The organism is Stenotrophomonas genospecies 3, assembly GCF_054473855.1.
Window position 1 is genome coordinate 348,999 of sequence record NZ_JBTMUR010000001.1, and the last position, 26,552, is coordinate 375,550.

Annotated in this window: 25 protein-coding genes; 10 read left to right on the plus strand and 15 right to left on the minus strand. The window is 65.7% G+C overall.

The window, feature by feature from the left end:
• Positions 1-6: 6 nt before the first annotated feature.
• The 5 genes from ACX9OT_RS01540 to ACX9OT_RS01560 all read left to right on the plus strand — a co-directional run bounded on the left by ACX9OT_RS01540 (position 7) and on the right by ACX9OT_RS01560 (position 5,756).
• A complete protein-coding gene (locus tag ACX9OT_RS01540; protein WP_049460876.1) occupies positions 7-1,305 on the plus strand; it encodes an ABC transporter permease in 1,299 nt (432 codons plus the stop codon).
• 20 nt (positions 1,306-1,325) lie between these two features.
• Positions 1,326-2,543, plus strand: a complete 1,218-nt coding sequence (locus ACX9OT_RS01545) for an ABC transporter permease (RefSeq protein WP_049399196.1) — start codon at positions 1,326-1,328, stop codon at positions 2,541-2,543.
• 16 nt (positions 2,544-2,559) lie between these two features.
• A complete protein-coding gene (locus tag ACX9OT_RS01550; RefSeq protein ID WP_177179520.1) occupies positions 2,560-2,937 on the plus strand; it encodes a PDZ domain-containing protein in 378 nt (125 codons plus the stop codon).
• A 123-nt stretch (positions 2,938-3,060) separates the two neighbouring features.
• Positions 3,061-4,407, plus strand: coding sequence for a sigma-54-dependent transcriptional regulator (locus ACX9OT_RS01555; RefSeq protein ID WP_032129058.1), 1,347 nt, complete (start codon positions 3,061-3,063; stop codon positions 4,405-4,407).
• Positions 4,404-5,756: a sensor histidine kinase gene (locus ACX9OT_RS01560; RefSeq protein ID WP_049399192.1), complete on the plus strand. Its 1,353-nt coding sequence runs from the start codon at positions 4,404-4,406 to the stop codon at positions 5,754-5,756. Before ACX9OT_RS01555 ends, ACX9OT_RS01560 begins: the two co-directional genes overlap by 4 nt.
• A gap of 47 nt (positions 5,757-5,803) precedes the next feature.
• On the opposite strand, the gene ACX9OT_RS01565 is transcribed toward ACX9OT_RS01560, so the two are convergent.
• Complete coding sequence (locus ACX9OT_RS01565) at positions 5,804-6,337, minus strand: GNAT family N-acetyltransferase (RefSeq protein ID WP_049460873.1); 534 nt, start codon at positions 6,335-6,337, stop codon at positions 5,804-5,806.
• On the minus strand, positions 6,306-7,673 hold the full coding sequence (gene glmU / locus ACX9OT_RS01570) for a bifunctional UDP-N-acetylglucosamine diphosphorylase/glucosamine-1-phosphate N-acetyltransferase GlmU (RefSeq protein ID WP_049460871.1): 1,368 nt from the start codon (positions 7,671-7,673) through the stop codon (positions 6,306-6,308). Before glmU ends, ACX9OT_RS01565 begins: the two co-directional genes overlap by 32 nt.
• A gap of 83 nt (positions 7,674-7,756) precedes the next feature.
• On the opposite strand from glmU, the gene ACX9OT_RS01575 reads away from it, so the two are divergent.
• A complete protein-coding gene (locus ACX9OT_RS01575) occupies positions 7,757-8,140 on the plus strand; it encodes a GtrA family protein (RefSeq protein ID WP_049460896.1) in 384 nt (127 codons plus the stop codon).
• A gap of 187 nt (positions 8,141-8,327) precedes the next feature.
• On the opposite strand, the gene ACX9OT_RS01580 is transcribed toward ACX9OT_RS01575, so the two are convergent.
• The 9 genes from ACX9OT_RS01580 to ACX9OT_RS01620 all read right to left on the minus strand — a co-directional run bounded on the left by ACX9OT_RS01580 (position 8,328) and on the right by ACX9OT_RS01620 (position 15,544).
• Complete coding sequence (locus tag ACX9OT_RS01580; RefSeq protein WP_005419509.1) at positions 8,328-8,750, minus strand: F0F1 ATP synthase subunit epsilon; 423 nt, start codon at positions 8,748-8,750, stop codon at positions 8,328-8,330.
• A 113-nt stretch (positions 8,751-8,863) separates the two neighbouring features.
• Complete coding sequence (gene atpD, locus ACX9OT_RS01585; RefSeq protein ID WP_005411128.1) at positions 8,864-10,270, minus strand: F0F1 ATP synthase subunit beta; 1,407 nt, start codon at positions 10,268-10,270, stop codon at positions 8,864-8,866.
• Between the two features lie 37 nt (positions 10,271-10,307).
• Positions 10,308-11,171: a F0F1 ATP synthase subunit gamma gene (gene atpG / locus ACX9OT_RS01590; protein WP_005411129.1), complete on the minus strand. Its 864-nt coding sequence runs from the start codon at positions 11,169-11,171 to the stop codon at positions 10,308-10,310.
• Between the two features lie 97 nt (positions 11,172-11,268).
• Positions 11,269-12,816 carry a F0F1 ATP synthase subunit alpha gene (gene atpA / locus ACX9OT_RS01595; RefSeq protein WP_005411130.1) on the minus strand — a complete coding sequence of 516 codons (1,548 nt, stop codon included), beginning with the start codon at positions 12,814-12,816 and terminating at the stop codon, positions 11,269-11,271.
• A gap of 44 nt (positions 12,817-12,860) precedes the next feature.
• Complete coding sequence (locus ACX9OT_RS01600; protein ID WP_005411131.1) at positions 12,861-13,388, minus strand: F0F1 ATP synthase subunit delta; 528 nt, start codon at positions 13,386-13,388, stop codon at positions 12,861-12,863.
• Between the two features lie 2 nt (positions 13,389-13,390).
• Positions 13,391-13,861, minus strand: coding sequence for a F0F1 ATP synthase subunit B (locus tag ACX9OT_RS01605; RefSeq protein WP_005419512.1), 471 nt, complete (start codon positions 13,859-13,861; stop codon positions 13,391-13,393).
• Between the two features lie 106 nt (positions 13,862-13,967).
• Positions 13,968-14,273, minus strand: a complete 306-nt coding sequence (gene atpE, locus ACX9OT_RS01610; protein ID WP_005411133.1) for a F0F1 ATP synthase subunit C — start codon at positions 14,271-14,273, stop codon at positions 13,968-13,970.
• A gap of 73 nt (positions 14,274-14,346) precedes the next feature.
• Positions 14,347-15,147, minus strand: a complete 801-nt coding sequence (atpB, locus tag ACX9OT_RS01615; RefSeq protein WP_010481316.1) for a F0F1 ATP synthase subunit A — start codon at positions 15,145-15,147, stop codon at positions 14,347-14,349.
• A gap of 31 nt (positions 15,148-15,178) precedes the next feature.
• On the minus strand, positions 15,179-15,544 hold the full coding sequence (locus ACX9OT_RS01620; RefSeq protein ID WP_006394654.1) for a hypothetical protein: 366 nt from the start codon (positions 15,542-15,544) through the stop codon (positions 15,179-15,181).
• Positions 15,545-16,003: 459 nt separating this feature from the next.
• Between ACX9OT_RS01620 and ACX9OT_RS01625 the strand changes: the two genes are divergently transcribed.
• Complete coding sequence (locus ACX9OT_RS01625) at positions 16,004-16,822, plus strand: hypothetical protein (protein ID WP_010481314.1); 819 nt, start codon at positions 16,004-16,006, stop codon at positions 16,820-16,822.
• A gap of 444 nt (positions 16,823-17,266) precedes the next feature.
• On the opposite strand, the gene lpdA is transcribed toward ACX9OT_RS01625, so the two are convergent.
• The 3 genes from lpdA to ACX9OT_RS01640 all read right to left on the minus strand — a co-directional run bounded on the left by lpdA (position 17,267) and on the right by ACX9OT_RS01640 (position 21,578).
• A complete protein-coding gene (lpdA, locus tag ACX9OT_RS01630) occupies positions 17,267-19,075 on the minus strand; it encodes a dihydrolipoyl dehydrogenase (protein ID WP_049460868.1) in 1,809 nt (602 codons plus the stop codon).
• A 107-nt stretch (positions 19,076-19,182) separates the two neighbouring features.
• Positions 19,183-20,895: a dihydrolipoyllysine-residue acetyltransferase gene (gene aceF / locus ACX9OT_RS01635; protein WP_049399181.1), complete on the minus strand. Its 1,713-nt coding sequence runs from the start codon at positions 20,893-20,895 to the stop codon at positions 19,183-19,185.
• 167 nt (positions 20,896-21,062) lie between these two features.
• Positions 21,063-21,578 (minus strand): DNA-deoxyinosine glycosylase, encoded by a 516-nt coding sequence (locus ACX9OT_RS01640; protein WP_049460894.1) that lies wholly within the window; start codon positions 21,576-21,578, stop codon positions 21,063-21,065.
• A gap of 186 nt (positions 21,579-21,764) precedes the next feature.
• Here ACX9OT_RS01640 and ACX9OT_RS01645 point away from each other — a divergent pair, with 186 nt between their 5' ends.
• The 3 genes from ACX9OT_RS01645 to glpK all read left to right on the plus strand — a co-directional run bounded on the left by ACX9OT_RS01645 (position 21,765) and on the right by glpK (position 25,639).
• Positions 21,765-22,397, plus strand: coding sequence for an OmpW/AlkL family protein (locus tag ACX9OT_RS01645; protein ID WP_049460865.1), 633 nt, complete (start codon positions 21,765-21,767; stop codon positions 22,395-22,397).
• Positions 22,398-22,581: 184 nt separating this feature from the next.
• On the plus strand, positions 22,582-24,060 hold the full coding sequence (gene glpD, locus ACX9OT_RS01650) for a glycerol-3-phosphate dehydrogenase (RefSeq protein WP_049460863.1): 1,479 nt from the start codon (positions 22,582-22,584) through the stop codon (positions 24,058-24,060).
• A 79-nt stretch (positions 24,061-24,139) separates the two neighbouring features.
• Positions 24,140-25,639, plus strand: a complete 1,500-nt coding sequence (gene glpK, locus ACX9OT_RS01655) for a glycerol kinase GlpK (protein ID WP_049460861.1) — start codon at positions 24,140-24,142, stop codon at positions 25,637-25,639.
• Positions 25,640-25,734: 95 nt separating this feature from the next.
• On the opposite strand, the gene ACX9OT_RS01660 is transcribed toward glpK, so the two are convergent.
• Positions 25,735-26,529: a MetQ/NlpA family ABC transporter substrate-binding protein gene (locus ACX9OT_RS01660; RefSeq protein ID WP_032129055.1), complete on the minus strand. Its 795-nt coding sequence runs from the start codon at positions 26,527-26,529 to the stop codon at positions 25,735-25,737.
• Between the last annotated feature and the right edge of the window lie 23 nt (positions 26,530-26,552).

Consider the following 26,552-nt stretch of genomic DNA (forward strand, 5'->3'; position numbering starts at 1 on the left):
CCGACCATGTTCGCCTACTACGCCCGATTGGCGGTGCGCAGCTTCCGCCGCAACAAGGTACTGACCGCGTTGATGGTGATTGCTATCGCGCTAGGCATCGGCGCCTCGATGACCACGCTGACGGTGTTCCATGTGCTGTCCGGTGACCCGATCCCCGGCAAGAGTGACCGCCTGTTCTATGTGCAGCTTGATGCCGCGACCGGCGCCTATGTCGCTGGCGAGGAACCGGAAACCCAGCTGACCCGCTTCGACGGTGAAGCCCTGCTGCGCGAGGCCAAAGGCGAGCGCCAGGCACTGATGAGCGGCGGCGGCGGTACCATCGAACCGGACAACAGCACTCTCAAGCCCTTCAGCATCGACACCCGCTGGACCTCGGCCGACTTCTTCCCGATGTTCGAGGTGCCCATGCAGTACGGCCGCCCCTGGACGCGCGAGGACGATGAAGGCCGTGCACGCGTGGTGGTCATCTCCAAGGCGCTCAATGACAAGCTGTACCAGGGCGCCAACAGCGTGGGCCGCGACCTGCGCATGGAAGGGCAGAGCTACCGCATCGTCGGCGTGATGAAGGAATGGAGTCCGGAGCCGCACTTCTACGACCTGACCACGGGCAGCTACGGCAAAAACGAGGACCTGCTGCTGCCGATCTCCACCTCCTTCGACCTGAAGCTGGGCAACAACGGCAACATGAACTGCTTCGGCGAGAATCCCGATGGCAACAGCTACTCGCTCAACGCACCGTGCGCGTGGCTGCAGTACTGGGTGGAGATGGACCCGGCCAAGGCCGCCGACTACCGCCGCTACCTGGAGAACTATTCGACCCAGCAGCGCGAGGCCGGCCGCTTCAAACATCCGCCGAACGTGCGCCTGCGCACCGTGATGGAATGGCTGGACTTCAATGGCGCAGTCCCCAGCGATGTGCGCCTGCAGCTGTGGCTGGCGCTGGGCTTCCTGGGTGTCTGCCTGGTCAACACGGTGGGCCTGCTGCTGGCCAAGTTCCTGCGCCGCAGTGGTGAGATCGGCGTGCGCCGCGCCCTCGGTGCCAGCCGTCGCCAGATCTTCCTGCAGTGCCTGGTGGAAGCCGGTGCGGTCGGCGTGGTCGGTGGCGTGCTGGGTATCGGCCTGGCCCTGCTTGGCCTGTTCGCGGTGCGCCAGCAACCGGTGGAATACGCAAAGCTGGCCCACCTGGACGGCAACATGCTGCTGCTCGCGCTGGGCCTGACCCTGCTCGCCAGTCTTGCCGCCGGGTTCCTGCCCGCCTGGCGCGCCATGCAGGTCACCCCGGCCATCCAGCTCAAGTCGCAGTAAGCACCCGAACGAGGACTCCCATGGACATCCGCCCCATCCTCAGCACGCTGCGCCGGCACAAGACCGCCGCTGCCCTGATCGTGCTGGAAGTCGCACTGACCTGCGCCATCGTCTGCAACGCGCTGTTCCTGGTCAGCCAGCGCGTGGAGAAGATCAGCATGCCCAGCGGCATCGCCGAGAGCGAACTGGTCATGCTGCGCGTCAGCGGCATCGGCAAGCAGACCGACGCCATGGCCCGCACCCGCGAGGACCTGGCATCGCTGCGCGCGATTCCCGGCGTCAGCAACGTCACCATCATCAACCAGGTCCCCTTCCGCAACGGCTCCTCCAGCAGCAGCATTTCGCGTGTGATCGACCAGGAACGGCCGACCACCAACGCCTCGATGTACACCCTGTCCGAGAACGGGCTGGCCACGATGGGCATCAACCTGATCGCAGGCCGCGATTTCCTGCCCGACGAGTACCAGAACTTCGAAGACGCCAGCAAGGGCGGCGCAAAGGAGAACGCGATCCCGGTCATCCTCACCCAGGCCACCGCCGCCAAGATGGAACCCAATGGCAGTGCGCTGGGCAAGACCTACTACATGGGCAAGCAGCCGCTGCATGTGGTCGGCATCGTCGACACGCTCAGCACGCCCAACGGCTGGAATGACAACTGGACCAACTCGATGCTGCTGCCCATGCGGCGCACCTTCGACGAAGGTGGCACGTATGTGCTGCGCACTTCGCCGGAACGCCGCAAGGAAGTACTCGATGCCGGTGCCGCCGCGCTGGAACGCAACGACCCCAACCGGCTGATGCGCGACAAGCTGACCTATGAAGACCAGCGCAAGGACTTCTTCAAGAACGACCGCGCGATGGTCGGCCTGCTGATCACCGTCAGCATCTCGCTGCTGGTGGTCACCGCGCTGGGCATCATCGGCCTGGCCAGCTTCTGGGTGCAGCAGCGCAGCAAGCAGATCGGCATCCGCCGTGCGCTGGGCGCGACCCGCGGGCAGATCCTGCGCTACTTCCAGACCGAGAACTTCCTGCTGGCCACGCTGGGCATCGTGCTGGGCATGCTGGCGGCCTACGCCATCAACCTGGCGCTGATGAACCTGTACGAGCTGCCGCGCATGCCGCTGTACTACCTGCCGCTGGGTGCACTGCTGCTGTGGGTGCTGGGCCAGATCGCCGTGTTCGGGCCGGCGCGACGTGCGGCAGCGGTGCCGCCTGCGGTCGCCACGCGGGGCGCGTGAGATGCGTGCCCGCGCGATGTGCCTGATGCTGCTCCTGCCATTGCCGGCGCTGGCCGGCGGTGGCAGTGCGCAGACACTGGAGTGGCGCCAGGATGCCGCGCGGTTGTCCTTGCGCTCAACGGAGGGCCAGGTGCGCGTGGAGGCCGCCAGCCCGGAAATGCGCTTCGGCGTGCGCAGTGGCGATCGCATCCTGCGCGTGGACGACACGGCGGTGCGCCGGGTCGAACACCTTGCCGAGGCCCTGCGTCATTCCAACGCAGCCACCGCCTATCTGTTGCTGCGCCGCGACAAGCGCGAACTGACGGTGGCGGTCGACGCCGCAGCCTGGCGCCAGGCGCTGGAGGTGCCGCCGCCACCCGCGCCGCCACGGCCCCCGGTGCCTCCCCGGCGCTGAGCGAGGGCCGCTCCTGCACAGCCACGGGTTTGGCTATGCTTGATGGGTGGCGCCGGGCTCTCCCGGTGCGTGGACACGAACGGCTCCAACGGCGCCGCCCATCCCTTTCTGCAGAACCGCTTGATGCCTGCGATCCTGATCATCGACGACAACGCCAGCGTGGGTACCGCGCTGGACGTGCTGTTCTCCCTGCACGACATCGACACCCTGCAGGCGCAGAGCCCGTCCGAAGGGCTGGCCCTGCTGGAGTCGCAGCCGGTCGACCTGGTGATCCAGGACATGAACTTCAGCGAGGACACCACCTCCGGCGAAGAAGGCGAGGCCCTGTTCGCGCAGATCCGCGCGCGCCATCCCGATCTGCCGGTGATCCTGCTGACGGCCTGGACCCACCTCAGCAGCGCGGTGGATCTGGTCAAGGCCGGTGCGGCCGACTACCTGGCCAAGCCCTGGGACGACCGCAAGCTGATGACCACGGTCAACAACCTGCTGGAACTGTCCGAGGCGCGCCGCGAACTGGACCGGCGCCGCAGCCGTGAACTGCGCCAGCGCAATGCGCTGGAAGAGAAGTACGACCTGTGCGGCGCGGTCTTCGCCGACCCCGCCAGCGAGCGCGTCATCGCTCTCGCCTGCCAGGTCGCACGCTCGGAACTGCCGGTACTGATCACCGGCGCGAACGGTGCCGGCAAGGAGAAGATCGCGCAGATCATCCAGGCCAATTCCCTGGTGGCCAAGGGTCCATTCGTGGCGGTCAACTGTGGCGCGCTGCCTTCGGAACTGATCGAGGCCGAACTGTTCGGTGCCGAGGCCGGTGCGTATACCGGCGCCAACAAGGCGCGCGAAGGCAAGTTCGAGGCCGCCGATGGTGGCACCCTGTTCCTGGATGAGATCGGCAACCTGTCGCTGGGCGGGCAGATGAAGCTGCTGCGTGTGCTGGAAACCGGCCGCTTCGAGCGCCTGGGCTCCAACCGCGAACGCCAGGTCAAGGTCCGCGTGGTCAGCGCGACCAATGCCGACCTGCCGGCGATGATCCGCGACGGCACCTTCCGCGAAGACCTCTATTACCGCCTCAACACGGTGGAACTGGTGCTGCCACCGCTGGCCGATCGCCCGGGCGACATCGTGCCGCTGGCCGAGCGCTTCCTGACAGCTGGCAAGCCCCTGTCCAGCGCCGCCACCGCCGCCCTGCAGCGGCACCCGTGGCCAGGCAACGTGCGCGAACTGCGCAACGTGATCCAGCGCGCCGAACTGCTGGCCACCGGCAACCGCATCGAAGTGGCCGATCTCAACCTGCCGCGCGCAGCCGCCGCTCCGCGCCCGGCCCCCAGTGCGGGCAATGACCCCGACCGCGCGCGCATCGAGGAGGTACTGGCGCGCAACCATGGCGTCATCGCCCAGGCCGCCGCCGAACTCGGCCTGAGCCGCCAGGCGCTGTACCGGCGCATGGACCGCCACGGTATCCCGCGCGAATGAAACGGCGCTCGTTCACTTTCCGCCTGTTCCTGCGCCTGCTGCCGGTGCTGGCGCTGGCCGCCGCGTTGCCGTGGCTGCTGGCCTACTGGATGGACCATGGCTGGGTGGTGACCACGGTGTCGGCGTTGATCCTGCTGTCGCTGATGTGGTGGACCCTGCGTCGCGCTACCGCCCCGGTGCGGTCACTGATGCGGGCCCTGGCGGGCACCACCAGCAGCTATCGCGACGGCGAATACAACTTCGGCGTGCACTGGCCCGGCAATGACGAGCTCGGCGACCTGGTGCAGGCACACCGCGAACTGGGCGATGTGCTGCGTGCACAGCGGCAGGGCCTGGTGCAACGCGAACTTCTGCTGGACACGATGGTGCAGAACACGCCGGTGGCGATGCTGCTGATCGCCTCGGGCGGTGATGGCATCGCCCGCGTGGTGTTCTCCAATCTGGCTGCGCGCAAGCTGCTGCATGGCGGCTGGAAGCTGGAAGGCCAGCGCCTGGAGGACGTGCTGGAACAGGTGCCGGTGGAGCTGCGCGATGCCATCGCCCGCGGTGGCGACAGCCTGTTCGCGGTGCATGCCGAGGGAGAGGATGGCGACGAGGACGACGAGCAGGTCTACCACCTGTCGCGGCGCGCCTTCCAGCTCAACGGCCGACCGCATGACCTGCTGCTGGTGCGTCTGCTGACCGCCGAGCTGCGGCGCCAGGAAGTGCAGACCTGGAAGAAGGTGATCCGGGTGATCAGCCACGAGCTCAACAACTCGCTGGCGCCGATCGCATCGCTCGCCCATTCCGGCGGTGTGCTGGTGCAGCGTGAGCGCTTTGACCGGCTGCCGGAGATCTTCACCACCATCGAGGATCGCGCACGCCACCTGGAAGGCTTCATCCGTGGCTATGCGCGCTTTGCCAAGCTGCCGCAACCGCAGTTGCAGACCGTGCACTGGGCCCCCTTCCTGTCCAGCCTGCGCCAGCAGATCCCATTCGGCATGGAACGTGAGCCGGACGAGGAACTGAGCAGCCGCATCGACATCGCCCAGTTCGGGCAGGCACTGCTGAACCTGTTGAAGAACGCGCACGAAGCCTGCGCCGAAGCAGAACCGCCCAACGACGACGTACAGGTGCAACTCACGCGGCTGCCGCAGTGGCTGCGCCTGGACGTACTGGATCGCGGCAAGGGCATGAACGAGCAGGTGCTGCAGAATGCGCTGATGCCGTTCTATTCGACCAAGCGCAATGGCACCGGGCTGGGCTTGGCCTTGACCCGCGAGATCGTGGAAGCGCATGGCGGCCGGGTATCACTGCAGAATCGCGGCGATGGCGGGTTGTGCGTGTCGATCCTGTTGCCGGTGGGTTGAGCGGGTAGGTCCACGCCATGCGCGGATGTGTCGACCAAGGTCGGCACCTACCAAACCTGCCGCATCGCCACCCGCAGGTGCATCGGGAACCCGAGCGCAGCCTCTTCGGCCATCACCGCGCGCAGGCCATCGTTCCACTGCGCCTCGGGCACTACGTTGAATCCTTCGCTGGCATAGAAGGCCGCATTCCACGGCACATCGGACAGCGTGGTCAGCACCGCGGCCGCGTAGCCTCCCGCCCTCGCCTGCGCCAAGGAATGGCGCAGCAAAGCGCGGCCGTGGCCACGCCGCGCGTGTGCGGGATCCACGTCCATCTGCAGCACATGGAATTCACCGCAGAGTTCACCGGCCAGCAGGTAACCCGCGATACCACCGTCAGCCGCATCCACCACCCACAACTGGCCACGTTGAAGGCCATCCTGCAGCGTCGGCAGGTCCAGACCATGCCCGGCAAACACCGGGTAGGCCTGGTGACCCTTCAGCAGTTCACCGGCACGTTGTTCAATTGCCGGCAGCATGCCGAGTTCGTCGGCATGCGGGATGCGTGGCTCAGGACTTCTTGAGCGGGCGCTTCCAGCCATCGATGGTTTCCTGTCGTGCACGTGCCAGTGTCAGCTTGCCATCCGGGGCGTCGCGGGTGATGACCGAACCGGCGGCAATCGTCGCACTGTCGCCAATGGTCACCGGTGCTACCAGCGAACTGTTGGAACCAATGAAGGCGTTGTCGCCGATGGTGGTGGTCGACTTGTTCACGCCGTCGTAGTTGCAGGTGATGGTGCCGGCACCGATGTTTACCCTGCTGCCGATCACCGCATCGCCCAGGTAGGTCAGATGGTTGGCCTTGCTGCCAACACCGAGGGTGACCTTCTTGGTCTCGACGAAGTTGCCGACGTGCACGCCATCGGCCAGCACGGTACCCGGGCGCAGGCGCGCGAACGGACCGACCAGTGCTGCGCCTTCGGTGACCACGCCTTCCAGATCACAGTGCGCACGTACTTCGGTGCCCGGACCGAGAGCAACGTCCTTCAGGCGGTTGAATGGACCGATGGTCACGCCATCGCCCAGCACGATATTGCCTTCGAGAACGACATCGACATCGATCAGCACGTCACTGCCCACGGTGACAGTGCCACGGATATCGAGACGTGCCGGATCGCGTACGCGCGCGCCCTGCGCGCACAGGGCCCGTACCGCGCGGCGCTGCCAGGCACGCTCCAGCTGCGAAAGCTGCCAGGGATCGTTTGCCCCTTCGGCTTCCTGCGCGTCGGCCACCAGTGCCATTTCGGCCGGGGTGTACTCGTGCGCGGCAAAGGCGAACACGTCGGTCAGGTAGTACTCGCCCTGCGCGTTGCTGTTGGACAACTGCGACAGCCAGCGCCGCAGCGCGGTCGACTCGGCGGCAATGATGCCGGTGTTGATCGTGCGCACACGCAGCTGGTCATCGGTAGCGTCCTTCTGCTCGACAATGGAGCCCACCTTGCCTTCGGCATCGCGCAGCACGCGGCCGTAACCGGTCGGGTCATCGACATCGGCGACCAGCACCGCCAGGCGACCCGGCTGCGCCAGCAGGTCGCGCAGGGTCTGCGCGCGGATCAGCGGCACGTCGCCGTACAGCACCAGCACCTGCGCGGCGTCAGGCACCTGCGGCATCGCCTGGGCCACCGCATGGCCGGTGCCCAGCTGCCGTGCCTGTTCAGCCCATTGCAGGTCGGGCTGGTCGGCGAAGTACTGGCGCACCGCTTCACCACCATGGCCGTAGACCACGTGGATCGCCGCCGGTTCCAGTTCGCGGGCGGCCGCGATCACGTGTGCCAGCATCGGCTGGCCGGCGATCGGCTGCAGCACCTTCGGCAGCACCGACTTCATGCGCTTGCCCGCGCCAGCGGCGAGGATGATGACGTGCAGGGGTTGGGTCATGGAAACGGCAGTCCGTGGTTCGTTGCCGATGATTCTAGAGCGTGGGCCGTTAACATGTGCATCCCACCTCCTTCACCGCACTGATGGGCCTCGTCCGCCAGGGAAGCACCTATCTCATCATCGGGCTCGTGCAGCTGCTGCTCGACTGGCTGGTGTTCGTCACCGCGACCGCGCTGGGCCTGCCGGTGGTGCCTGCCAACATTGCCGGTCGCCTGGCCGGGATGCTGCTGGGCTTCTGGCTCAACGGCCGTTACACCTTTGCCAATGCAGGTGATGCGCGCCTTGGCTGGCGTCGATTTTCACGCTTCTTCGGGCTGTGGCTGCTGCTGACCGCGACAAGCACGTTGCTGGTGAGCCTGGTCGACCACGCGCTGGGCCTGCAGTACACCTGGCTGGCCAAGCCGCTGGTGGAAGGCGGGCTGGCGTGCGTTTCCTTCCTGCTGATGCGCTGCGTGGTCTACCGCTGATACGGCGCTGGGATCGGGATCGGGATCGGGATCGGTAGAGTCGACTGTTGGTCGACTGCTCTTCCATCAGAATGCGGAAATCCCGCGCTGCGCGCGATAGTCGACTCTACCCAGCCGACACTCTACCCCGCACAAACAAAAACGCCGGCACAGGGCCGGCGTTCTCGTGGATGCAGCGCGAGAAACCTCAGTGCTTGAGGTTCTTGCGCAGGCGCTCCAGCGCCTGCAGCTGGACGACGGCTTCGGCCAGCTTCTGCTGGGCTTCAGCCACTTCCATCGCCTCGCCGCGGTTGGCCAGGATGCGCTCGGCTTCTTCCTTGGCCTTGCGGACAGAGGCTTCGTCGATGTCCTGCGCGCGGATCGCGGTGTCGGCCAGCACGGTCACCACCTGCGGCTGCACTTCCAGGATGCCGCCGGAAATGGCGAAATCCAGCTGCTCGCCGTTCGGCGTGGTCACCACCACCTTGCCCGGCTTCAGGCGGGTGATCAGCGGCGCGTGCTTGGGCGCGATGCCCAGTTCGCCCAGCTCACCGGTGGCCACGACCAGGGTCGCTTCGCCACGGAAGATTTCCTGCTCGGCGCTGACGATGTCGCAACGGATCGTGCTCATGCAAATCTCTTCGCTGTTCGCGGCGGCGCAATGCCACCGTGGGAGTCCACCGGCGCGGGCGGTTGCCCGGCGCCGGCGTCAGGTCGGGCAGGATCGCTCCCGCCCGTCCCGGATCAGGCCTTCTCGGCCATCTTCTTGGCCTTCTCGACCGCTTCTTCGATGCCGCCGACCATGTAGAACGCCTGCTCCGGCAGGTGGTCGTACTCGCCATCGACGATGGCCTTGAAGCCACGGATGGTGTCCTTCAGCGGCACGTACTTGCCCGGCGAACCGGTGAACACTTCGGCCACGTGGAACGGCTGGCTGAAGAAGCGCTCAATCTTACGGGCGCGCGACACGGCCTGCTTGTCCTCTTCGGACAGCTCGTCCATGCCCAGGATCGCGATGATGTCCTTCAGTTCCTTGTACTTCTGCAGGGTCTGCTGGACGCGCTGGGCGGTGTCGTAGTGCTCGTGGCCGATGACCAGCGGGTCCATCTGGCGGCTGGTGGAATCCAGCGGATCGACGGCCGGGTAGATACCCAGCGAGGCGATCGAACGCGACAGGGTGACGGTCGAGTCCAGGTGGGCGAAGGTGGTCGCCGGCGACGGGTCGGTCAGGTCGTCCGCGGGAACGTAGACGGCCTGGATCGAGGTGATCGAACCGTTCTTGGTCGAGGTGATGCGCTCCTGCAGGACGCCCATTTCCTCGGCCAGGGTCGGCTGGTAACCCACGGCGGACGGCATACGGCCCAGCAGTGCCGACACTTCGGTACCGGCCAGGGTGTAACGGTAGATGTTGTCGACGAACAGCAGGACGTCCTTGCCCTTGCCGTTTTCGTCCTTCTCGTCGCGGAAGTACTCGGCCATGGTCAGGCCGGTCAGGGCGACGCGCAGACGGTTGCCCGGCGGCTCGTTCATCTGGCCGTACACCATCGCCACCTTGTCGAGGACGTTGGAGTCCTTCATTTCGTGGTAGAAGTCGTTGCCCTCACGGGTACGCTCACCCACGCCGGCGAACACGGACAGTCCGCTGTGCGCCTTGGCGATGTTGTTGATCAGCTCCATCATGTTGACGGTCTTGCCGACGCCGGCGCCGCCGAACAGGCCGACCTTGCCGCCCTTGGCGAACGGGCACATCAGGTCGATGACCTTGATGCCGGTTTCCAGCAGTTCGGTGGCCGGGGACTGGTCTTCGTACGACGGGGCCGCACGGTGGATTTCCCAGCTGTCGCTGGCGGCCACCGGGCCGGCTTCGTCGATCGGACGGCCGAGCACGTCCATGATGCGGCCCAGGGTGCCAGCGCCGACCGGCACCGAGATGCCACGGCCGGTGTTGACGGCAACCAGGTTGCGCTTCAGGCCGTCGGTGGAACCGAGGGCGATGGTACGCACCACGCCGTCGCCCAGCTGCTGCTGGACTTCGAGGGTGATCTCGGTGTTTTCCACCTTCAGTGCGTCGTACACCTTCGGCACCGATTCACGCGGGAATTCGACGTCGACGACCGCGCCGATGATCTGAACGATCTTGCCCTGACTCATTGCTGCATCCTCTAATGTGTGCTTTGAACGAACGCGGTCAGACTGCTGCCGCGCCGCCGACGATTTCGGAGATTTCCTGGGTGATCGCTGCCTGGCGCGCCTTGTTGTAGACGAGCTGCAGGGTGCCGATCAGCTTGTTGGCGTTGTCGCTCGCCGCCTTCATCGCAACCATGCGTGCCGCATGCTCGGAGGCGACGTTTTCCAGCAGTGCCTGGTACACCAGCGACTCGATGTAACGCGTCATCACGTGCTCGAGCACGGTCGCGGCATCGGGTTCGTACAGGTAATCCCAGTCGTGGTGAGCGACCTGCTTCTCAGCCGGCGGCAGCGGCAGCAGCTGATCGAAGCTGGCCTTCTGCACCATGGTGTTCACGAAGCGGTTGTAGACCAGGTACACGCGGTCGATCTTGCCTTCGGTGAAGGCGTCGAGCATGACCTTGATCACACCGATCAGCGATTCCAGCTTCGGCACGTCGCCGATGTGGGTCACGCTGCCGACCATGTTGACCTTCACGCGGCGGAAGAAGGTCGAAGCCTTCTGGCCGATGGTCACCAAGTCCACTTCCGCACCCTTGTCCTGCCATGCCTTGGCTTCGCCCAGCATCTTGCGGAACAGGTTGTTGTTCAGGCCGCCGGCCAGGCCGCGATCGGAGGAGATCACGATGAAGCCGACCCGCTTGACCTGCTCACGCTCGACCAGGAACGGATGCTGGTAGTCGGTGCTGGCCTGGGCCAGGTGACCGATCACCTGCTTCATCGCCTGCGCGTACGGACGCGAGGTCTTCATCCGATCCTGCGCCTTGCGGATCTTGGAGGCCGAGACCATTTCCAGGGCGCGCGTCACCTTGCGGGTGTTCTGCACGCTCTTGATCTTGGTTTTGATTTCGCGTCCGCTTGCCATCTCTTGTTTCCCGTGGCGCGGGGCTGCTGCCCCGCGTTGTTCAACCGTTTGTCATCTGGTCCAGCGGAGCCAGCGGCTCCGCTCTACAGGACCGCGATTACCAGCTGCCGGTGGTCTTGAACTCGGCGATGCCCTTCTTGAAGGCACCTTCGATGTCGTTGTCCCAACCGCCGGTGGCGTTGACCTTGCTGACCAGCTCGCCCTGGGTGTTGGCGAAGTGGGCGTGCAGGCCTTCTTCGAACGCCAGCAGCTTGTTGACCGGCACGTCGTCGAGGTAACCCTCGTTGACGGCGTAGATCGACAGCGCCTGGTTGGCGATCGACATCGGCGCGTACTGCTTCTGCTTCATCAGCTCGGTGACGCGCTGGCCACGCTCCAGCTGCTTGCGGGTGGCTTCGTCCAGGTCCGAGGCGAACTGCGCGAACGCAGCCAGCTCGCGGTACTGGGCCAGCGAGATACGGATGCCGCCCGACAGCTTCTTGATGATCTTGGTCTGGGCCGAGCCACCGACGCGCGACACCGAGATACCGGCGTTCACGGCCGGGCGGATGCCGGCGTTGAACAGGTCGGTTTCCAGGAAGATCTGGCCGTCGGTGATCGAGATCACGTTGGTCGGAACGAAGGCGGACACGTCGCCGGCCTGGGTTTCGATGATCGGCAGCGCGGTCAGCGAACCGGTCTTGCCGGTGACCTTGCCTTCGGTGAACTTTTCGACGTATTCCTCGGACACGCGGGCAGCGCGCTCGAGCAGACGGGAGTGCAGGTAGAACACGTCACCCGGGTAGGCTTCACGGCCCGGCGGGCGCTTCAGCAGCAGCGAGATCTGGCGGTAGGCGACGGCCTGCTTGGACAGATCGTCGTACACGATCAGCGCGTCTTCGCCGCGGTCCATGAAGTACTCACCCATGGTGCAGCCCGAGTAGGCGCTGATGTACTGCATGGCAGCCGATTCGGAAGCAGTCGCGGCCACCACGATGGTGTGGGCCAGCGCGCCGTTCTCTTCCAGCTTGCGCACGATGTTGGCGATGGTCGAAGCCTTCTGGCCGATCGCAACGTACACGCACTTGATGCCGGTGCCCTTCTGGTTGATCACCGCATCGATCGCCATCGCGGTCTTGCCGGTCTGGCGGTCACCGATGATCAGCTCGCGCTGGCCACGGCCGATCGGGATCATCGAGTCGACCGACTTGTAGCCGGTCTGCACCGGCTGGTCGACCGACTTGCGCCAGATCACGCCCGGCGCAACGCGCTCCACCGGAGCGGTCAGGTCGGTGCCCAGCGGGCCCTTGCCGTCGATCGGCTCGCCCAGCGCGTTCACGACGCGGCCCAGCAGTTCCGGACCGACCGGCACTTCCAGGATGCGGCCGGTGGTCTTGGCGACGTCGCCTTCGCGCAGGTGCTCGTAGTCACCCAGCACCACGGCGCCGACCGAGTCGCGCTCCAGGTTCAGGGCGAGGGCGAAGGTGTTGTTCGGCAGTTCGATCATTTCGCCCTGCATCACGTCGGCCAGACCGAAGATGCGCACGATGCCGTCGGACACGCTGGTCACGGTGCCTTCGTTGCGCGATTCCGCGGCCAGCTTGACCTTCTCGATGCGGTTCTTGATCAGTTCGCTGATTTCGGAGGGGTTGAGCGTGGTTGCCATCGTCAAGTCCTAGTGCCGGCAGCGGGGCCGGACGTTAAATGAATTCAGTTAGCGAGCGCGGTCTGCAGACGGGCCAGCTTGCCCTTCAGCGAACCATCGATGACCACGTCGCCGGCGTCGATCACGGCGCCGCCGATCAGCGAGGCATCGACCGCGGTGGTCACGTCGACCTCGCGGTTGAAGCGCTTGCGCAGCGCGACCTTGATCGCGTCCAGCTCACCGGCCGACAGTTCGGCGGCCGAGGTGACGGTGGCCTTGACCACGTGCTCGGCTTCGGCGCGCAGGGCGTCGAACATGCCGGAAATCTCCGGCAGCAGCGGCAGACGATGCGATTCGGCCAGGATGGCCAGGAAGCGCGAGTAGGTCTCGCCGTGGGACACCGGCGCCAGCAGGGCGACGGCGTCGTCACGACCCAGCTCCGGGTTGGCGAGCAGGGCCGCCACGCGCGGGTCGGCGGCGACGTGGGCGGAGAACGCCAGGGCGTCCGACCACGGCGCGAACGCGCCTTCGTCGCGCGCGGTCGCGAACGCGGCGCGGGCGTACGGGCGGGCAAGCGTGAGGGCCTGGCTCATCCTTAGATCTCCGAGGCCAGCTCGTCGAGCAGCGCCTTGTGGGCGTTGGCGTCGATTTCGCGCTTGAGCAGCTTTTCGGCACCGGTCACGGCCAGCGCGGACACCTGCTTGCGCAGATCTTCACGGGCACGGTTGGCGGCGGCGTCGATTTCAGCCTGGGCCAGTTCCTTCTGACGGGTGGCTTCGGTGATCGCTTCGTTACGGGCAGCATCAACGATCTGGTTGGCACGCGCGTGAGCCTGATCGATGATCTCGTTGGCCTTGGTGCGTGCTTCCTTCAGCGCTTCGTTGACCTTCTCCTGCGCCTGGGCCAGATCTTTCTGGCTGCGGTCGGCAGCAGCGAGGCCTTCAGCAATCTTCTGCTGGCGCTCTTCGATCGCGTTCATCAGCGGCGGCCAGATCTTGGTCGCGATGATCCAGATCAGACCAGCGAAGGCCAGCGCCTGCGCAAGAAGGGTGAAATTGATATTCATGGTTAGCTCGATCGCTGGTTTCGGGGTGGACGCGCCGCCGTAGCGGCACATCCGGCCTTCATCCGAAACCGGGTGCATCAGCACCCGGTCGTCTCAAACCGCTGTATCAGCCGGCCAGAGCCTTGGTGACGGCGCCAGCGAAGGCAGCCGACAGCGGGTTGGCGAAGGCCAGCAGCAGGCCAACGGCGACCGAGATGATGAACGCGGCGTCGATCAGGCCGGCGGTGATGAACATGCGGACCTGCAGGACCGGGATCAGTTCCGGCTGGCGGGCGGCCGACTCCAGGAACTTACCAGCCATGATGGCCAGACCCAGACCGGCGCCCAGCGCGGCCAGGCCGATCATGATGCCGACGGCAAGGGCGGTGGAGCTCTGAATCTGCGCGAAGTTGGTCAGGACGGCGAAGTACATGGTTATCTCCAGGAACTTAAGTTGCTAAGGGTGATGAAACGGATGAAGGTTGAAACGCGTTGAAGCTTGAAACTCAGTGAGCGTCTTCCGACAGGCTCAGGTACACGATCGACAGCATCATGAAGATGAAGGCCTGCAGCGGGATCACCAGCAGGTGGAACAGCATCCAGCCGAGGCCGAACACACCACCGGCAATGGCACCGAAGAAACCGGCACCACCCAGCACCCAGATCAGCAGGAACACGATTTCGCCGCCGAACATGTTGCCGAACAGTCGCATCGCCAGCGAGATCGGCTTGCTCAGCCACTCGACGATGTTGAGGATCAGGTTGAACGGCATCATCCACTTGCCGAACGGCGCCGTCAGGAATTCCTTGATGAAGCCGCCCAGGCCCTTGGACTTGAGCGCGAAGAACAGCATCAGGAAGAACACGCTGATGGCCATGCCCAGGGTGGCATTGACGTCAGCGGTCGGGACCGGCTTCCAGTAGTGCACGCCCACCCATTCCAGCGGCTTGGCGATGAAATCGGCCGGGATCATCTTCAGCAGATTCATCAACAGGATCCAGAAGAAGATCGTGATGGCGATCGGCGTGACCAGCTTGCTCTTGCCGTGGTAGGTGTCCTTGGCCTGGCGGTCGACGAACTCCAGGCAGATCTCGACGAAGGCCTGCCACTTGCCCGGCACGCCGGCGGTGGCCTTGCGGGTGCCCAGCCAGAACGCGACAACGATCACCAGGCCCATCAGGACAGCGGTGAGGAAGGTATCGACGTGGATATGCCAGAACATACCCTCACCCTTGCCGACCGGCGCGGTCAGGTTGTGCAGGTGATGCTGGATGTAGCTGGTAGGGGTTAGAGCCTCGCCCGCCATGTGTCCGGAACCTTCAGTTAATTGAATTCTGTCAACGCCTGGCCATCGCCAGGACCTGGAACATCAAGCCGACGGCGATACCGGCCAACAGCGCCAATGCAGGCAGCTTGAAGACCAGAAACCCCACCAGCAGGACGCCGAAAACCACCACCCACTTGGCCACGATCGCAATGATCAGGCGAGCCATCGCCGAACCTGCGGCCAGTGCCCCACCGCCCAGGGCCATCCGTGCCGCCACCCAGCCACCGGCCGAAATGGCCACACCGGACGCCAGCGCGCCGAGGGCATATTTCGGACCTACCAGCAGGAAGGCCAGGGCCAGGACAGCCACTGCGGCCAGCGGGTAGACCGCGGCGCGCAGCATCAGTCGCCGACCCGCATCAACGGAGTTCAGCACAGGACGTCCCGCGTGGTTGCAAGTGGAGGGCTGAGGCGACTACAGCAGGGGGGCCTCATCGAGCCGCCAAATTATAGCAATGGGACAATTTGCGAGACAACCGCTCCCTGTTCATCCCGGGAGGCCGCAAGTTGCGGTAACGGTTACATTTTTGCGTGCCACCCAGGGGACAATGACGTCCGTATGATGTTGCAGCGCAGTATTGAACTTTGGTCGCAGGCCGCGGAACTTTCACCGAATGCGCCGGTCCGATCTTTCGACCTGCCTGCAGCAACCTCGTCGACGCTCCGCCCCGCAGGTCCCACGATGGCCCCGAAGCCCGGCTCCGGGGCCATCTTTTTGCATCGTCGCGACAGCGCTGAACCGTGCACACTTCGTGGACCATACGTTCACGGATGGTGGACGGGCCTGTCCGGCACAGTGGTCTTCATTCTGATGAACCACTGCAAGGACTCTTCGATGCGCCCCGTACCCACCCTGCTCGCCCTCTCCCTGCTCGCCGCTGGCGCTTCGTTCGCCACTGCCGCCCACGCCGCTGAAGGCGACGACCGCTTCGCCCTGCGCTTGGGTGCGATGAACATCGACTCGGACAACACCCTTCGCGGCAAGACCAACGTCGCCGGCCAGGACATCGGCTTCTCCGAGGACTTCAAGCTGGGTGGCAAGGAGTGGGAACCGCGCATTGACGGCATGTTCCGCATCAGCAACCGCCAGCGCCTGCTGTTCAACTACTTCAAGTACGACAAGGACCGCCGCGAGACCCTTGGCCAGGACATCTCCTTCGGTGACGTCAACGTGCCGTCCGGCAGCTTCGTCAAGGGTGAACTGAAGTACCAGGTCGCCAGCCTGGTCTATGACTACTCGGTGGTGGACACCGATACCTTCGACCTCGGCCTGCAGCTGGGTGCCGAGTACGCCAAGGTCAGCACCAAGGCCTACGCCGATCTGGGCACTGTCTACGAAGGCCAGTTCCTCAATGAGAAGACCGACGGCGTGGCGCCGGTGGTCGGTGCGCGCCTGAGCTTCACCCCGTCGGAAAAGTGGATGATCACGCTGCAGGGCCAGTATCTCAACACGCGCTGGGGCAGCTTCGATGACTACAAGGGCGACCTGAGCCGCGCCAACGCCATCGTGGATTACCGCTTCACGAAGAACTTCGGTGTGTTCGCTGGCTACGACTGGTTCAAGCTCGACGCGGACAAGAAGGGCAGCGACGGCACCATCGGCCTGAAGCAGGAATTCAAGGGCCCGGTGGCCGGCGTCAGCTTCGTGTTCTGATCCCACGCCCCTTCCACGACACTCTCTCTCCTGGCGCGGCCTCCGGAACATCGGGGCCGCGCTTTTTCTTTGCATCGTCGAGCAGAGAAGCAGGTTGGTCGAGCGCTGGGGGAAGAGGGGCTTGCGTGCGAATGTCCCCCGGCACCGGCCTGCGGCCGTCACCTCCTCCTTTACTTCGCACGCAAGTCCCTCTTCCCCCGCGTGTCAGGCATCCAGGCGGGCCAAGCTGTGGCTCTCGACTATCCGCAAGCCGAGCCGCTGCGCGGGTGGCAGGCGTTTGGACAAAGCAAAGGAGGAGGCGACCGCCGCAGGCGGACGACGGGGGACATTTGTCCAAACGCCTGCCACCCGCGCAGCGGCCCCACCGCTCGCAAAAATCCGGAGCGGAGAAACAAAAAACCCCAGCAGATGCCGGGGCTTCTCGTTCGCGAAGGCGCGGGCGCCTTACTTCTTCTTCGGCATGTACAGATCGGTGATCGTGCCGTCGTAGATTTCCGAGGCCATCGCCACCGATTCGCTCAGCGTCGGGTGAGCGTGGATGGTGTGGCCGATGTCCTCGGCTTCCGCACCCATCTCGATGGCCAGGCCGATCTCGGCCAGCAGGTCACCGGCGTGCACGCCGACGATGGCACCACCGATGATGCGATGGGTCTCTTCGTCGAAGATCAGCTTGGTGAAGCCCTCGGTGCGACCGATGCCGATCGCGCGGCCACTGGCGGCCCACGGGAACTTGGCCACGCCGACCTTCAGGCCCTTGGCCTTGGCTTCGGTCTCGGTCACGCCGACCCAGGCGATTTCCGGGTTGGTATAGGCCACCGACGGGATCACGCGGGCCACCCATTCCTTCTTGTGGCCGGCGGCCACTTCGGCAGCCAGCTTGCCCTCGTGCGTGGCCTTGTGGGCCAGCATCGGGTTGCCGACGATGTCGCCGATGGCAAAGATGTGCGGCACGTTGGTGCGCATCTGGCGATCGACCGGGATGAAGCCACGGTCGGTGACCTGCACGCCGGCCTTTTCGGCATCGATCTTCTTGCCGTTCGGCGAGCGACCCACGGCCACCAGCACGCGATCGAAGGTGCCCTGCGCCAGCGCAGGCGCCTGGCCTTCCTCGGCGGCGTCGAAGGTCACGGTGATGCCCTTGGCATCGGCGGTGACGCCGGAGGCCTTGGTCTTCAGGTGCACGTCGATGCCCTGCTTCTTCAGGCGGTCGGCCAGCGGCTTGACCAGGTCCTTGTCGGCGCCCGGCATCAGCTGGTCCATGAACTCGACCACGGTGACCTTGCTGCCCAGCGCGCTGTACACGGTGGCCATTTCCAGGCCGATGATGCCGCCGCCGACGACCAGCAGCGAGCCCGGCACTTCGGCCAGCTCCAGCGCGTCGGTGGAGTCCATCACGCGCTTGTCGTCCCACGGGAAGTTCGGCAGCTTCACCGCCTGCGAACCGGCGGCGATGATGCACTTCTGGAAGCGCAGCAGCTGGGTGCTGCCATCAGCGGCGGTGATTTCCAGCTCGTTGGCCGAAACGAATTTGCCGACGCCCTGCACGCTGCGGACCTTGCGCTGCTTGGCCATGCCGGCCAGGCCCTTGGTCAGCTGGTTGACGACCTTTTCCTTGTACTCGCGCAGCTTGTCCAGGGTAATGGTCGGCTTGCCGAACTCGACGCCGAAATCACCGGCGTGGGCCACTTCGTCGATGACCGCTGCAGCGTGCAGCAGCGCCTTGGACGGAATGCAGCCCACGTTGAGGCAGACGCCGCCTAGGCTGGCGTAGCGCTCGACCAGCACCGTATCCAGGCCGACGTCGGCAGCGCGGAAAGCGGCGGTGTAGCCGCCCGGGCCGGAGCCCAGCACGACCATTTCGCATTCGATGTCGGCTGGCTTGCCGCTGGACAGCGCCGGCTTCGGCGCAGCCGGTTCAGCCGGGGCGCGGTGCGACGGGGTCACCGGCGGCTTGCTGGCCGGAGCGGCCGCTGCCGGGGCCGGCGCGGCGGCCTTGGCCGGGACTTCGGCGGCACCTTCGGCGTCCAGCACCACGACCACGGCGCCTTCGGACAGGGTGTCGCCCAGCTTGACCTTGATTTCCTTGACCACGCCGGCAGCCGAGGACGGCACTTCCAGGGTGGCCTTGTCCGATTCCAGGGTCACCAGACCCTGATCCTTCTTCACCGTGTCGCCGACGGCGACCAACACTTCGATCACCGGCACATCGCTGTAATCGCCGATGTCGGGAACCTTGACTTCAATCGTGGCCATGGTGGGTTTTCCTCGTGCCCGCCCGGCGGTGCCGGCGGGCTGTCACTGCATCTGTTCACGCGGCCGCGCCAGGGGCGGCGGCCGCACGGTGGGGGCGAAGCGGTGCCTTACAGCAGCACGCGGCGCATGTCGGCCAGTACCTGCGACAGGTACGTGGTGAAGCGCGCGGCCAGCGCGCCATCGATGACGCGGTGGTCGTAGCTCAGCGACAGCGGCAGCATCAGCTTCGGTGCGAACTCCTTGCCGTTCCAGACCGGCTGGATGGACGACTTGGAGACGCCGAGGATGGCCACTTCCGGTGCATTGACGATCGGGGTGAACGCGGTGCCGCCGATGCCGCCCAGCGAGCTGATCGAGAAGCAACCACCACTCATGTCGGCCGGGCCCAGCTTACCGTCGCGCGCCTTCTTGGCCAGTTCGCCGGTTTCCTGCGCGATCTGCACCACGCCCTTCTTGTCCACGTCGCGGATGACCGGCACGACCAGGCCGTTCGGCGTGTCGGCTGCAAAGCCGATGTGGAAGTACTTCTTCAGGGTCAGGTTTTCACCGCTGGCATCGAGCGAGGCGTTGAACTCCGGGAACTTCTTCAGCGCCGCGGCGCTGGCCTTGATCAGGAAGGCGAGCATGGTCAGCTTGATGCCGGCCTTCTCGTTTTCCTTGTTCAGCGCCACGCGCAGGCCTTCCAGGTCGGTAATGTCGGCCTGTTCGAACTGGGTGACGTGCGGGATCATGGCCCAGTTGCGGGCCAGGTTCGCACCGGAGATCTTCTTGATGCGCGACAGCGGCTGGACTTCGGTCTCGCCGAACTTGCTGAAGTCGACCTTCGGCCACGGCAGCAGGTTCAGGCCACCACCGGCAGCAACAGCAGCACCGCCGGCAGCCGGCACGCCACCGCTGAGTGCGGCCTTGACGAACTTCTGCACGTCACCCTTGGTGATGCGGCCACCCTTCTCGGTGCCGTTGATCTGCAGCAGGTCCACGCCCAGTTCGCGGGCGAACACACGCACCGCCGGGGTGGCATACGGCACCTTGGCCGGCAGCACGCCATCGGCGTTGAACTGCACCGGCGGGCTGGACGGGGTACCGGCCGAGGCGACCTCGCGGGCCGCCAGCTTGTCCGGCTGCGCCGGCACAGCGACCGGCTCGACCTTGGTGGCGGTCTCGGCGGCAGCCGGAGCGGCAGCAGCGGCTGCCTTGGTCGGCGCCGGCGCGGCAGCGCCCTCGGCCTCGATGATGGCGACCACATTGCCCTGCGACAGAGTGTCGCCGACCTTGACCTTCAGTTCCTTGACCACGCCAGCCACCGACGACGGCACTTCCATGGTGGCCTTGTCGCTTTCCAGCGTGACCAGGCCCTGGTCCTTCTTGACCGTGTCGCCGACGGCGACCAGCACTTCGATGACCGGAATGCCGGAATAGTCGCCGATATCCGGCACCAGCGCTTCAACCGCACCACCGCTGGCAGCCGGAGCGGCCGGCGCAGCTGCGGCCGGGGCCGGCGTGCTCTGGGTGGCAGCGGCCGGCGCTGCGGCCTTGGCCGGTGCCGGGGCGGCAGCGGCCGGTTTGGCCGCCTCGCCTTCAGCCACTTCGATCAGCGCCACGACCTTGCCCTCGGACAGGGTGTCACCGACCTTGACCTTGATCTCCTTGACCACGCCGGCGACGGCCGACGGCACTTCCATGGTCGCCTTGTCGCTTTCCAGCGTCACCAGGCCCTGGTCCTTCTTGACCGTGTCGCCGACGGCGACAAGCACCTCGATTACCGGGATATCGCTGTAGTCACCGATATCGGGGACAAGTGCTTCCTTGATTTCGGCCATGGGGATAACTCCGGCAATCTGGTGTAGGGAAACGTCTATTGTGCGGCCAGCGGGGGCCAGCGCCAACCGTTACAGGTGTTTTCAGTACTCACGCAGCCGGGACACGCTGTTGCTCATGGGTTGCGGCCGCGACCAGTCGGTAGCGTATTGTCCGGACGATGTCCGCTTCATGTCGCCAGTGCGTCGGCTACCGGCTGCCAGGCCTGGCGCAGCCGCGGCAGTGACCAGGCCGCGTTGGCCGGGCTGGTGGACGGCAGCGCCAGCAGCCTTGGCGGCGCCTCCAGGCCGGGCAGCACCCAACGCTGGAATGCCTTCAGCGATGCCGCACCGTTGCAGCCGATCAGCTCCAGCTCAGGAAGCGAAGCGATCAATGCCGGCAGCGCATTGGGTACTTCCGTGCCACGCACGATGTCGGCATCCAGGCTGCCACGCCGCTCGCACTGACCGATCACATCCCACAGACCCACACCGGCTGCCTGCAGTGCGCGCAGCCGTTGCGGGTACGCCAGGGCCACATCGAAGCCACAGATATCGGCCAGCACAGGCCAGAAGCGATTGCGCGGATGCGCGTAGTAGCGCTGCTCCTGCAATGACGCAACGCCGGGCATCGAACCCAGCAGCAGCACCCTGCAATCCGCCTTCACCTGCGCTTGCAGGCCGATGCACACCGTTGCTTCGCTCACATCGTCTCCAACTGCATGAATGTCGCCGAAGGCCGAAAAGCCCATGAAAACAGGCTTTTCGCTCCAGTCGCTGAACAAGGGAAACTATTTTTTAACGTGCGTCGGATTCGATTCATGTTGGGGCGACTACGGTGTGCTCGCCCCGCAACCGGGGGCCCAAAACAAGAAACATTAGGAGATACCCCCATGCGCTCCATCCGTATCCTGAGTCTCGCCCTGCTGACCTCCGCCGCCTTCGCGCCGGCCGCTTTCGCCCAGGACAGCAGCACCGACACCGCTTCGGGCAAGCATTTTGCCGTTGTTGGCGGCATCTCGCTGCTGGAACCGAAGAACGATCCGATCACCGGCGTCAAGAAGACCGATGGTGGCCCGGCGCCGACCGTCAGCTTCAGCTACTACATCAACGACAACTGGGCCGTTGAACTGTGGGGCGCTGCCGACAAGTTCGACAACAAGTTCAAGGGCCCGAACAACGCCCGCCTGGGCTCGGTCGAGCAGCAGCCGATCGCGCTGAGCGGCCAGTACCACTTCGGCCAGGCTGACAACGTGTTCCGTCCGTTCGTGGGCGTGGGCTACTACCAGTCGAGCTTCAGCAACGAGAAGCTGGGCAACGGCGCTGACACCGACATCCGCTTCAAGGATGCCAAGGGCGTGATCGGCACCGTCGGCGTGGACATGAACATCAACTCCACCTGGTTCGCCCGTGCTGACGCCCGCTACATGCGCGCCCGCCCGGACGTGAAGGTTGGCGGCGAGAAGATCGGCGAAGCCAAGATGGATCCGTGGACCGTCGGCTTCGGCATCGGCGCCCGCTTCTGATCCAGGCTGCACCTGCTTCACTGATGTAACGCGACGGGCCCTTCGGGGCCCGTCGTCGTTTCCGTCACCCGCGTTCTGTAGAGTCGAGCTTGCTCGACTGCCTTTCGTAGAGTCGAGCTTGCTCGACTTTTGCAAGAGCAGTCGACTGACAGTCGACTCTACACACACAGGATGCGGAGGCGCGATGCACGACGTCGACCTGCTGGTGATCGGTGGCGGTATCAACGGTGCCGGCATCGCCCGTGATGCCAGCGGCCGCGGCCTGCGCGTGCTGTTGTGCGAGCAGCACGACCTCGCTGCGCATACATCCAGCGCCAGCAGCAAGCTGATCCACGGTGGCCTGCGCTACCTGGAACAGCGCGAGTTCGGTCTGGTACGCAAGGCCTTGGGCGAACGCGAGGTGGTACGCCGGCAGGCACCCTATCTGGTCCGCCCGCTGCGTTTCGTGCTGCCGTGGGAACCGCACCTGCGCCCACGCTGGATGCTGCGCGTGGGACTGTGGCTGTACGACCACCTGGGCCCACGCAGCCCGGCATTTCCCGCCTCGCGCGCCCTGGACCTTCAGCATGATCCGCTCGGCCCCTGGCTCTCCCCGGATCTGCGGCAGGCCTTCAGCTACGCCGACGCGCAGGTCGATGACGCGCGTCTGGTACTGCTCAATGCCCTGGATGCTGCCTGGCGTGGCGCACAGGTACATGTGCGCAGCCGCTGCATCGAGCTGCGCCCTGTGCAGGGCCGTTGGCTGGCCGTGCTGGAATCCGCCGATGGCCAGCAGCATGTGACCGCGCGCGCCGTCGCCAATGCGGCTGGCCCATGGGCCGGTGGCCTGCTTGAGCAGATGGAGGCCCGCAGCGGCGGCCCCGCGCTGCGGCTGGTACAGGGCAGCCACATCGTGATGCGCCGCCCCTGGCCCGATGACAGTGCCTGCCTGCTGCAGCAGCCCGATGGCCGCGTGGTGTTCCTGCTGCCGTTCGCCCACGATCATCTGCTGATTGGCACCACCGACACCGACTATCGCGGTGACCCGGCGCGCTGCAGCGTGCTGCCTTCCGAGGTGAGCTACCTGTGCGCGGCCGCCAGCCGCTATCTGCGTGAGCCGATCACTCCGGAAGACGTGGTCTGGCAGTTCGCCGGTGTACGTCCCCTGCTGGCCGACCCGGACCCGCGTGCGGCAACGCTGAGCCGCGACTACCGCCTTCAGCTGCAGTCCAACCCGGCGCCGGCGCTGCATGTGCTGGGCGGCAAGCTGACCACCTACCGCGTGCTGGCCGAGGAAGCGCTGGACCTGCTGCGCCCTGCCCTGCCACAGATGGGGCCGGCCTGGACCGCAGGCGGAGACCCGCTGCCGGGCAGCGACTGGGGCGACGCCGCGCAGGCGCGCTCCCGTCTGCAGGCGCTGGCACCGTGGTTGCCCGTGGAGATCGCACGGCGTTGGGCCGAAGCCTACGGCAGCCGCAGCGCCGCCCTTCTGCAGGGTGCACGGGGCATGGACGATCTTGGAGAGGACTTCGGCGGCGGCCTGCATGCGCGGGAAGTGGCTTTCCTGCGCGACCACGAATGGGCCTGGGACGCCGAGGACGTGCTGTGGCGGCGGAGCAAGCTGGGGTTGCGGCTGGATGCTGCGCAGGTGGCGCGGCTGCAGGCGTGGATCGATAGACGGTAGAGTCGAGCTTGCTCGACTGACATGAAAAGCAGTCGAGCAGGCTCGACTCTACCAACACCATCGCTACCGGAGACGCTGCATGACGCCCCGCTACGTGCTGGCCATCGACCAGGGCACCACCAGTTCGCGCGCGATCCTGTTCGACCGCACCGGCGACATCGTCGGCAGCGCGCAGCGCGAATTCGCGCAGATCTTCCCGCAGCCGGGTTGGGTCGAGCATGACCCGCGCGAGATTCTCACCAGCGTCTATGCCACGCTGACCGAACTGCTCAGCCGCGGGCAGATCGACCCGCGCCACATCGCCGCACTGGGCATCACCAACCAGCGCGAAACCACCGTGGTCTGGGACCGTGCCACCGGACAGCCGATCCACAACGCCATCGTCTGGCAGTCGCGGCAGAGCCACGCCATCTGCGAGCGGCTGAAGTCCGAAGGGCATGAGGCGCTGATCCGCGAGCGCACCGGCCTGCTGATCGATGCCTATTTCTCCGCCACCAAGGTGCGCTGGATCCTCGACCACGTGGAGGGCGCGCAGCAGCGTGCCGAGCGCGGCGAGCTGCTGTTCGGCACCATCGACAGCTGGCTGGTCTGGAACCTCAGTGGTGGCCAGGCACATGTGACCGACTACAGCAACGCGGCGCGCACGCTGCTGTTCAACATCCACACGCTGGACTGGGATGACGACCTGCTGGCGCTGCTGGACATCCCGCGCGCGATGCTGCCGCAGGTGCGCGATTCCAGCGCGGTGTACGCGCATACCCGGCCGCAGTTCTTCTTCGATCACCCGATCCCGATCGCCGGCATCGCCGGTGACCAGCAGGCGGCGCTGTTCGGCCAGGCCTGCTTCCAGCCGGGCATGGTCAAGAACACCTATGGCACCGGCTGTTTCATGCTGATGCACACCGGAACGCAGGCGGTGCGTTCGCGCAATGGACTGCTGACCACCATCGCCTGGGGCCTGGACGGGCGCGTGGAATATGCGCTGGAAGGCTCGATCTTCATCGCCGGCTCGGTGGTGCAGTGGCTGCGCGATGGGCTGCGCATGATCGAACGCGCCAGCGACAGCCAGGCGCTGGCCGCCCAGGTGCCCGACAGTGGCGGTGCTTACCTGGTACCAGCATTTGTCGGCCTCGGTGCGCCCTATTGGCGAAGTGATGTGCGCGGCGCGATGTTCGGCCTGACCCGTGGCACCCGCAAAGCGCACTTCGTGCGTGCCGCGCTGGAGGCGATGGCCTACCAGACCCGCGACGTGCTCGATGCGATGCAGTCCGATGCCGGTATCGCGCTGACCGAGCTGCGCGCCGATGGCGGTGCGATCAGCAACGACTTCCTGGCCGGATTCCAGGCCGACATCCTTGGCGTGCCACTGCTGCGGCCGCGGCTGACCGAAACCACCGCACTGGGCGCGGCCTACCTGGCCGGGCTGGCGGTGGGGTTCTGGTCCAGCCGCGAACAGATCGCCGCGCAATGGGGCCTGGACCGGCGCTTCGAGCCACAGATGGAGGTGGCGCGGCGCGAGAAACTGTATGCGGGATGGCAGCAGGCCGTGGCGGCCACCCTCGCCTTCCACGTCGACTGACGGTAGTGCCGGCCGCTGGCCGGCAACCCCATGATCCTTGGCGGCGTCTGCAGATTGCCGGCCAGCGGCCGGCACTACCACATGGCCAGCGGCCGTCAGAACGCCGGCAGCACCGCGCCCTTGTACTTGGTCTCGATGAAGGCCTTCACCTGCGGGCTGGTCAGGGCCTTGGCCAGCTTCTGCACGCGGGCGTCGTCCTTGTTGTCCGGGCGTGCGACCAGGAAGTTCACGTACGGCGAGTCCTTGCTCTCGATCGCCAGTGCATCCTTGGTCGGGTTGAGGCCAGCGTCCAGTGCGTAGTTGGTGTTGATCAGGGCCAGGTCGACCTGGTCCAGCACGCGCGGCAGCATCGCCGAGTCCAGCTCGCGGAACTTCAGGTTCTTCGGGTTTGCAGTGATGTCGCGCTGGGTCGACAGCGCGTTGGTCGGATCCTTCAGCTCGATCACACCGGCCTTGTGCAGCAGGATCAGCGCGCGGCTGTTGTTGCTCGGGTCGTTCGGGATCACCACGTCGGCACCTTCGCGCAGCTCGGCCAGCGACTTGATCTTGCGCGAGTACGCACCGAACGGCTCGATGTGCACGCCGATCACCTTCACCAGATCGGTCTTGCGATCGCGGTTGTAGGCATCCAGATACGGCTCGGTCTGGAAGTAGTTGGCGTCCACCTGCTTCTGCACCAGCTGGTCGTTGGGCTGCACGTAGTCGTTGAACACGCGCACGTCCAGGTCCACGCCTTCCTGCTTGAGGATGGGCTTGACCACTTCAAGGATCTCGGCATGCGGCACGGCCGTGGCGGCCACCACCAGCTTCTGCGAGGGCTCGCCGGACTTGCCGCAGGCGGTCAGGGCCAGCGCAGCGGCGAGCAGGGGCAGCAACAGGGTCTTCTTCATGGGCGGAAGGGTTCTCGGGGGGG

Excerpts from the sequence above, each read along its gene's own strand:
- atpB (WP_010481316.1), bottom strand. The coding sequence starts at position 15,147 with ATGGCGGGCGAGGCTCTAACCCCTACCAGCTACATCCAGCATCACCTG.
- atpG (WP_005411129.1), bottom strand. The coding sequence starts at position 11,171 with ATGGCAAGCGGACGCGAAATCAAAACCAAGATCAAGAGCGTGCAGAAC.
- glpD (WP_049460863.1), top strand. The coding sequence starts at position 22,582 with ATGCACGACGTCGACCTGCTGGTGATCGGTGGCGGTATCAACGGTGCC.
- ACX9OT_RS01600 (WP_005411131.1), bottom strand. The coding sequence starts at position 13,388 with ATGAGCCAGGCCCTCACGCTTGCCCGCCCGTACGCCCGCGCCGCGTTC.
- ACX9OT_RS01550 (WP_177179520.1), top strand. The coding sequence starts at position 2,560 with ATGTGCCTGATGCTGCTCCTGCCATTGCCGGCGCTGGCCGGCGGTGGC.
- atpA (WP_005411130.1), bottom strand. The coding sequence starts at position 12,816 with ATGGCAACCACGCTCAACCCCTCCGAAATCAGCGAACTGATCAAGAAC.
- ACX9OT_RS01560 (WP_049399192.1), top strand. The coding sequence starts at position 4,404 with ATGAAACGGCGCTCGTTCACTTTCCGCCTGTTCCTGCGCCTGCTGCCG.
- ACX9OT_RS01540 (WP_049460876.1), top strand. The coding sequence starts at position 7 with ATGTTCGCCTACTACGCCCGATTGGCGGTGCGCAGCTTCCGCCGCAAC.
- glmU (WP_049460871.1), bottom strand. The coding sequence starts at position 7,673 with ATGACCCAACCCCTGCACGTCATCATCCTCGCCGCTGGCGCGGGCAAG.
- atpE (WP_005411133.1), bottom strand. The coding sequence starts at position 14,273 with ATGTACTTCGCCGTCCTGACCAACTTCGCGCAGATTCAGAGCTCCACC.
- ACX9OT_RS01660 (WP_032129055.1), bottom strand. The coding sequence starts at position 26,529 with ATGAAGAAGACCCTGTTGCTGCCCCTGCTCGCCGCTGCGCTGGCCCTG.
- ACX9OT_RS01580 (WP_005419509.1), bottom strand. The coding sequence starts at position 8,750 with ATGAGCACGATCCGTTGCGACATCGTCAGCGCCGAGCAGGAAATCTTC.
- ACX9OT_RS01575 (WP_049460896.1), top strand. The coding sequence starts at position 7,757 with ATGGGCCTCGTCCGCCAGGGAAGCACCTATCTCATCATCGGGCTCGTG.
- lpdA (WP_049460868.1), bottom strand. The coding sequence starts at position 19,075 with ATGGCCACGATTGAAGTCAAGGTTCCCGACATCGGCGATTACAGCGAT.
- ACX9OT_RS01545 (WP_049399196.1), top strand. The coding sequence starts at position 1,326 with ATGGACATCCGCCCCATCCTCAGCACGCTGCGCCGGCACAAGACCGCC.
- ACX9OT_RS01645 (WP_049460865.1), top strand. The coding sequence starts at position 21,765 with ATGCGCTCCATCCGTATCCTGAGTCTCGCCCTGCTGACCTCCGCCGCC.
- ACX9OT_RS01605 (WP_005419512.1), bottom strand. The coding sequence starts at position 13,861 with ATGAATATCAATTTCACCCTTCTTGCGCAGGCGCTGGCCTTCGCTGGT.
- ACX9OT_RS01625 (WP_010481314.1), top strand. The coding sequence starts at position 16,004 with ATGCGCCCCGTACCCACCCTGCTCGCCCTCTCCCTGCTCGCCGCTGGC.
- aceF (WP_049399181.1), bottom strand. The coding sequence starts at position 20,895 with ATGGCCGAAATCAAGGAAGCACTTGTCCCCGATATCGGTGACTACAGC.
- ACX9OT_RS01555 (WP_032129058.1), top strand. The coding sequence starts at position 3,061 with ATGCCTGCGATCCTGATCATCGACGACAACGCCAGCGTGGGTACCGCG.
- glpK (WP_049460861.1), top strand. The coding sequence starts at position 24,140 with ATGACGCCCCGCTACGTGCTGGCCATCGACCAGGGCACCACCAGTTCG.
- atpD (WP_005411128.1), bottom strand. The coding sequence starts at position 10,270 with ATGAGTCAGGGCAAGATCGTTCAGATCATCGGCGCGGTCGTCGACGTC.
- ACX9OT_RS01565 (WP_049460873.1), bottom strand. The coding sequence starts at position 6,337 with ATGGCTGGAAGCGCCCGCTCAAGAAGTCCTGAGCCACGCATCCCGCAT.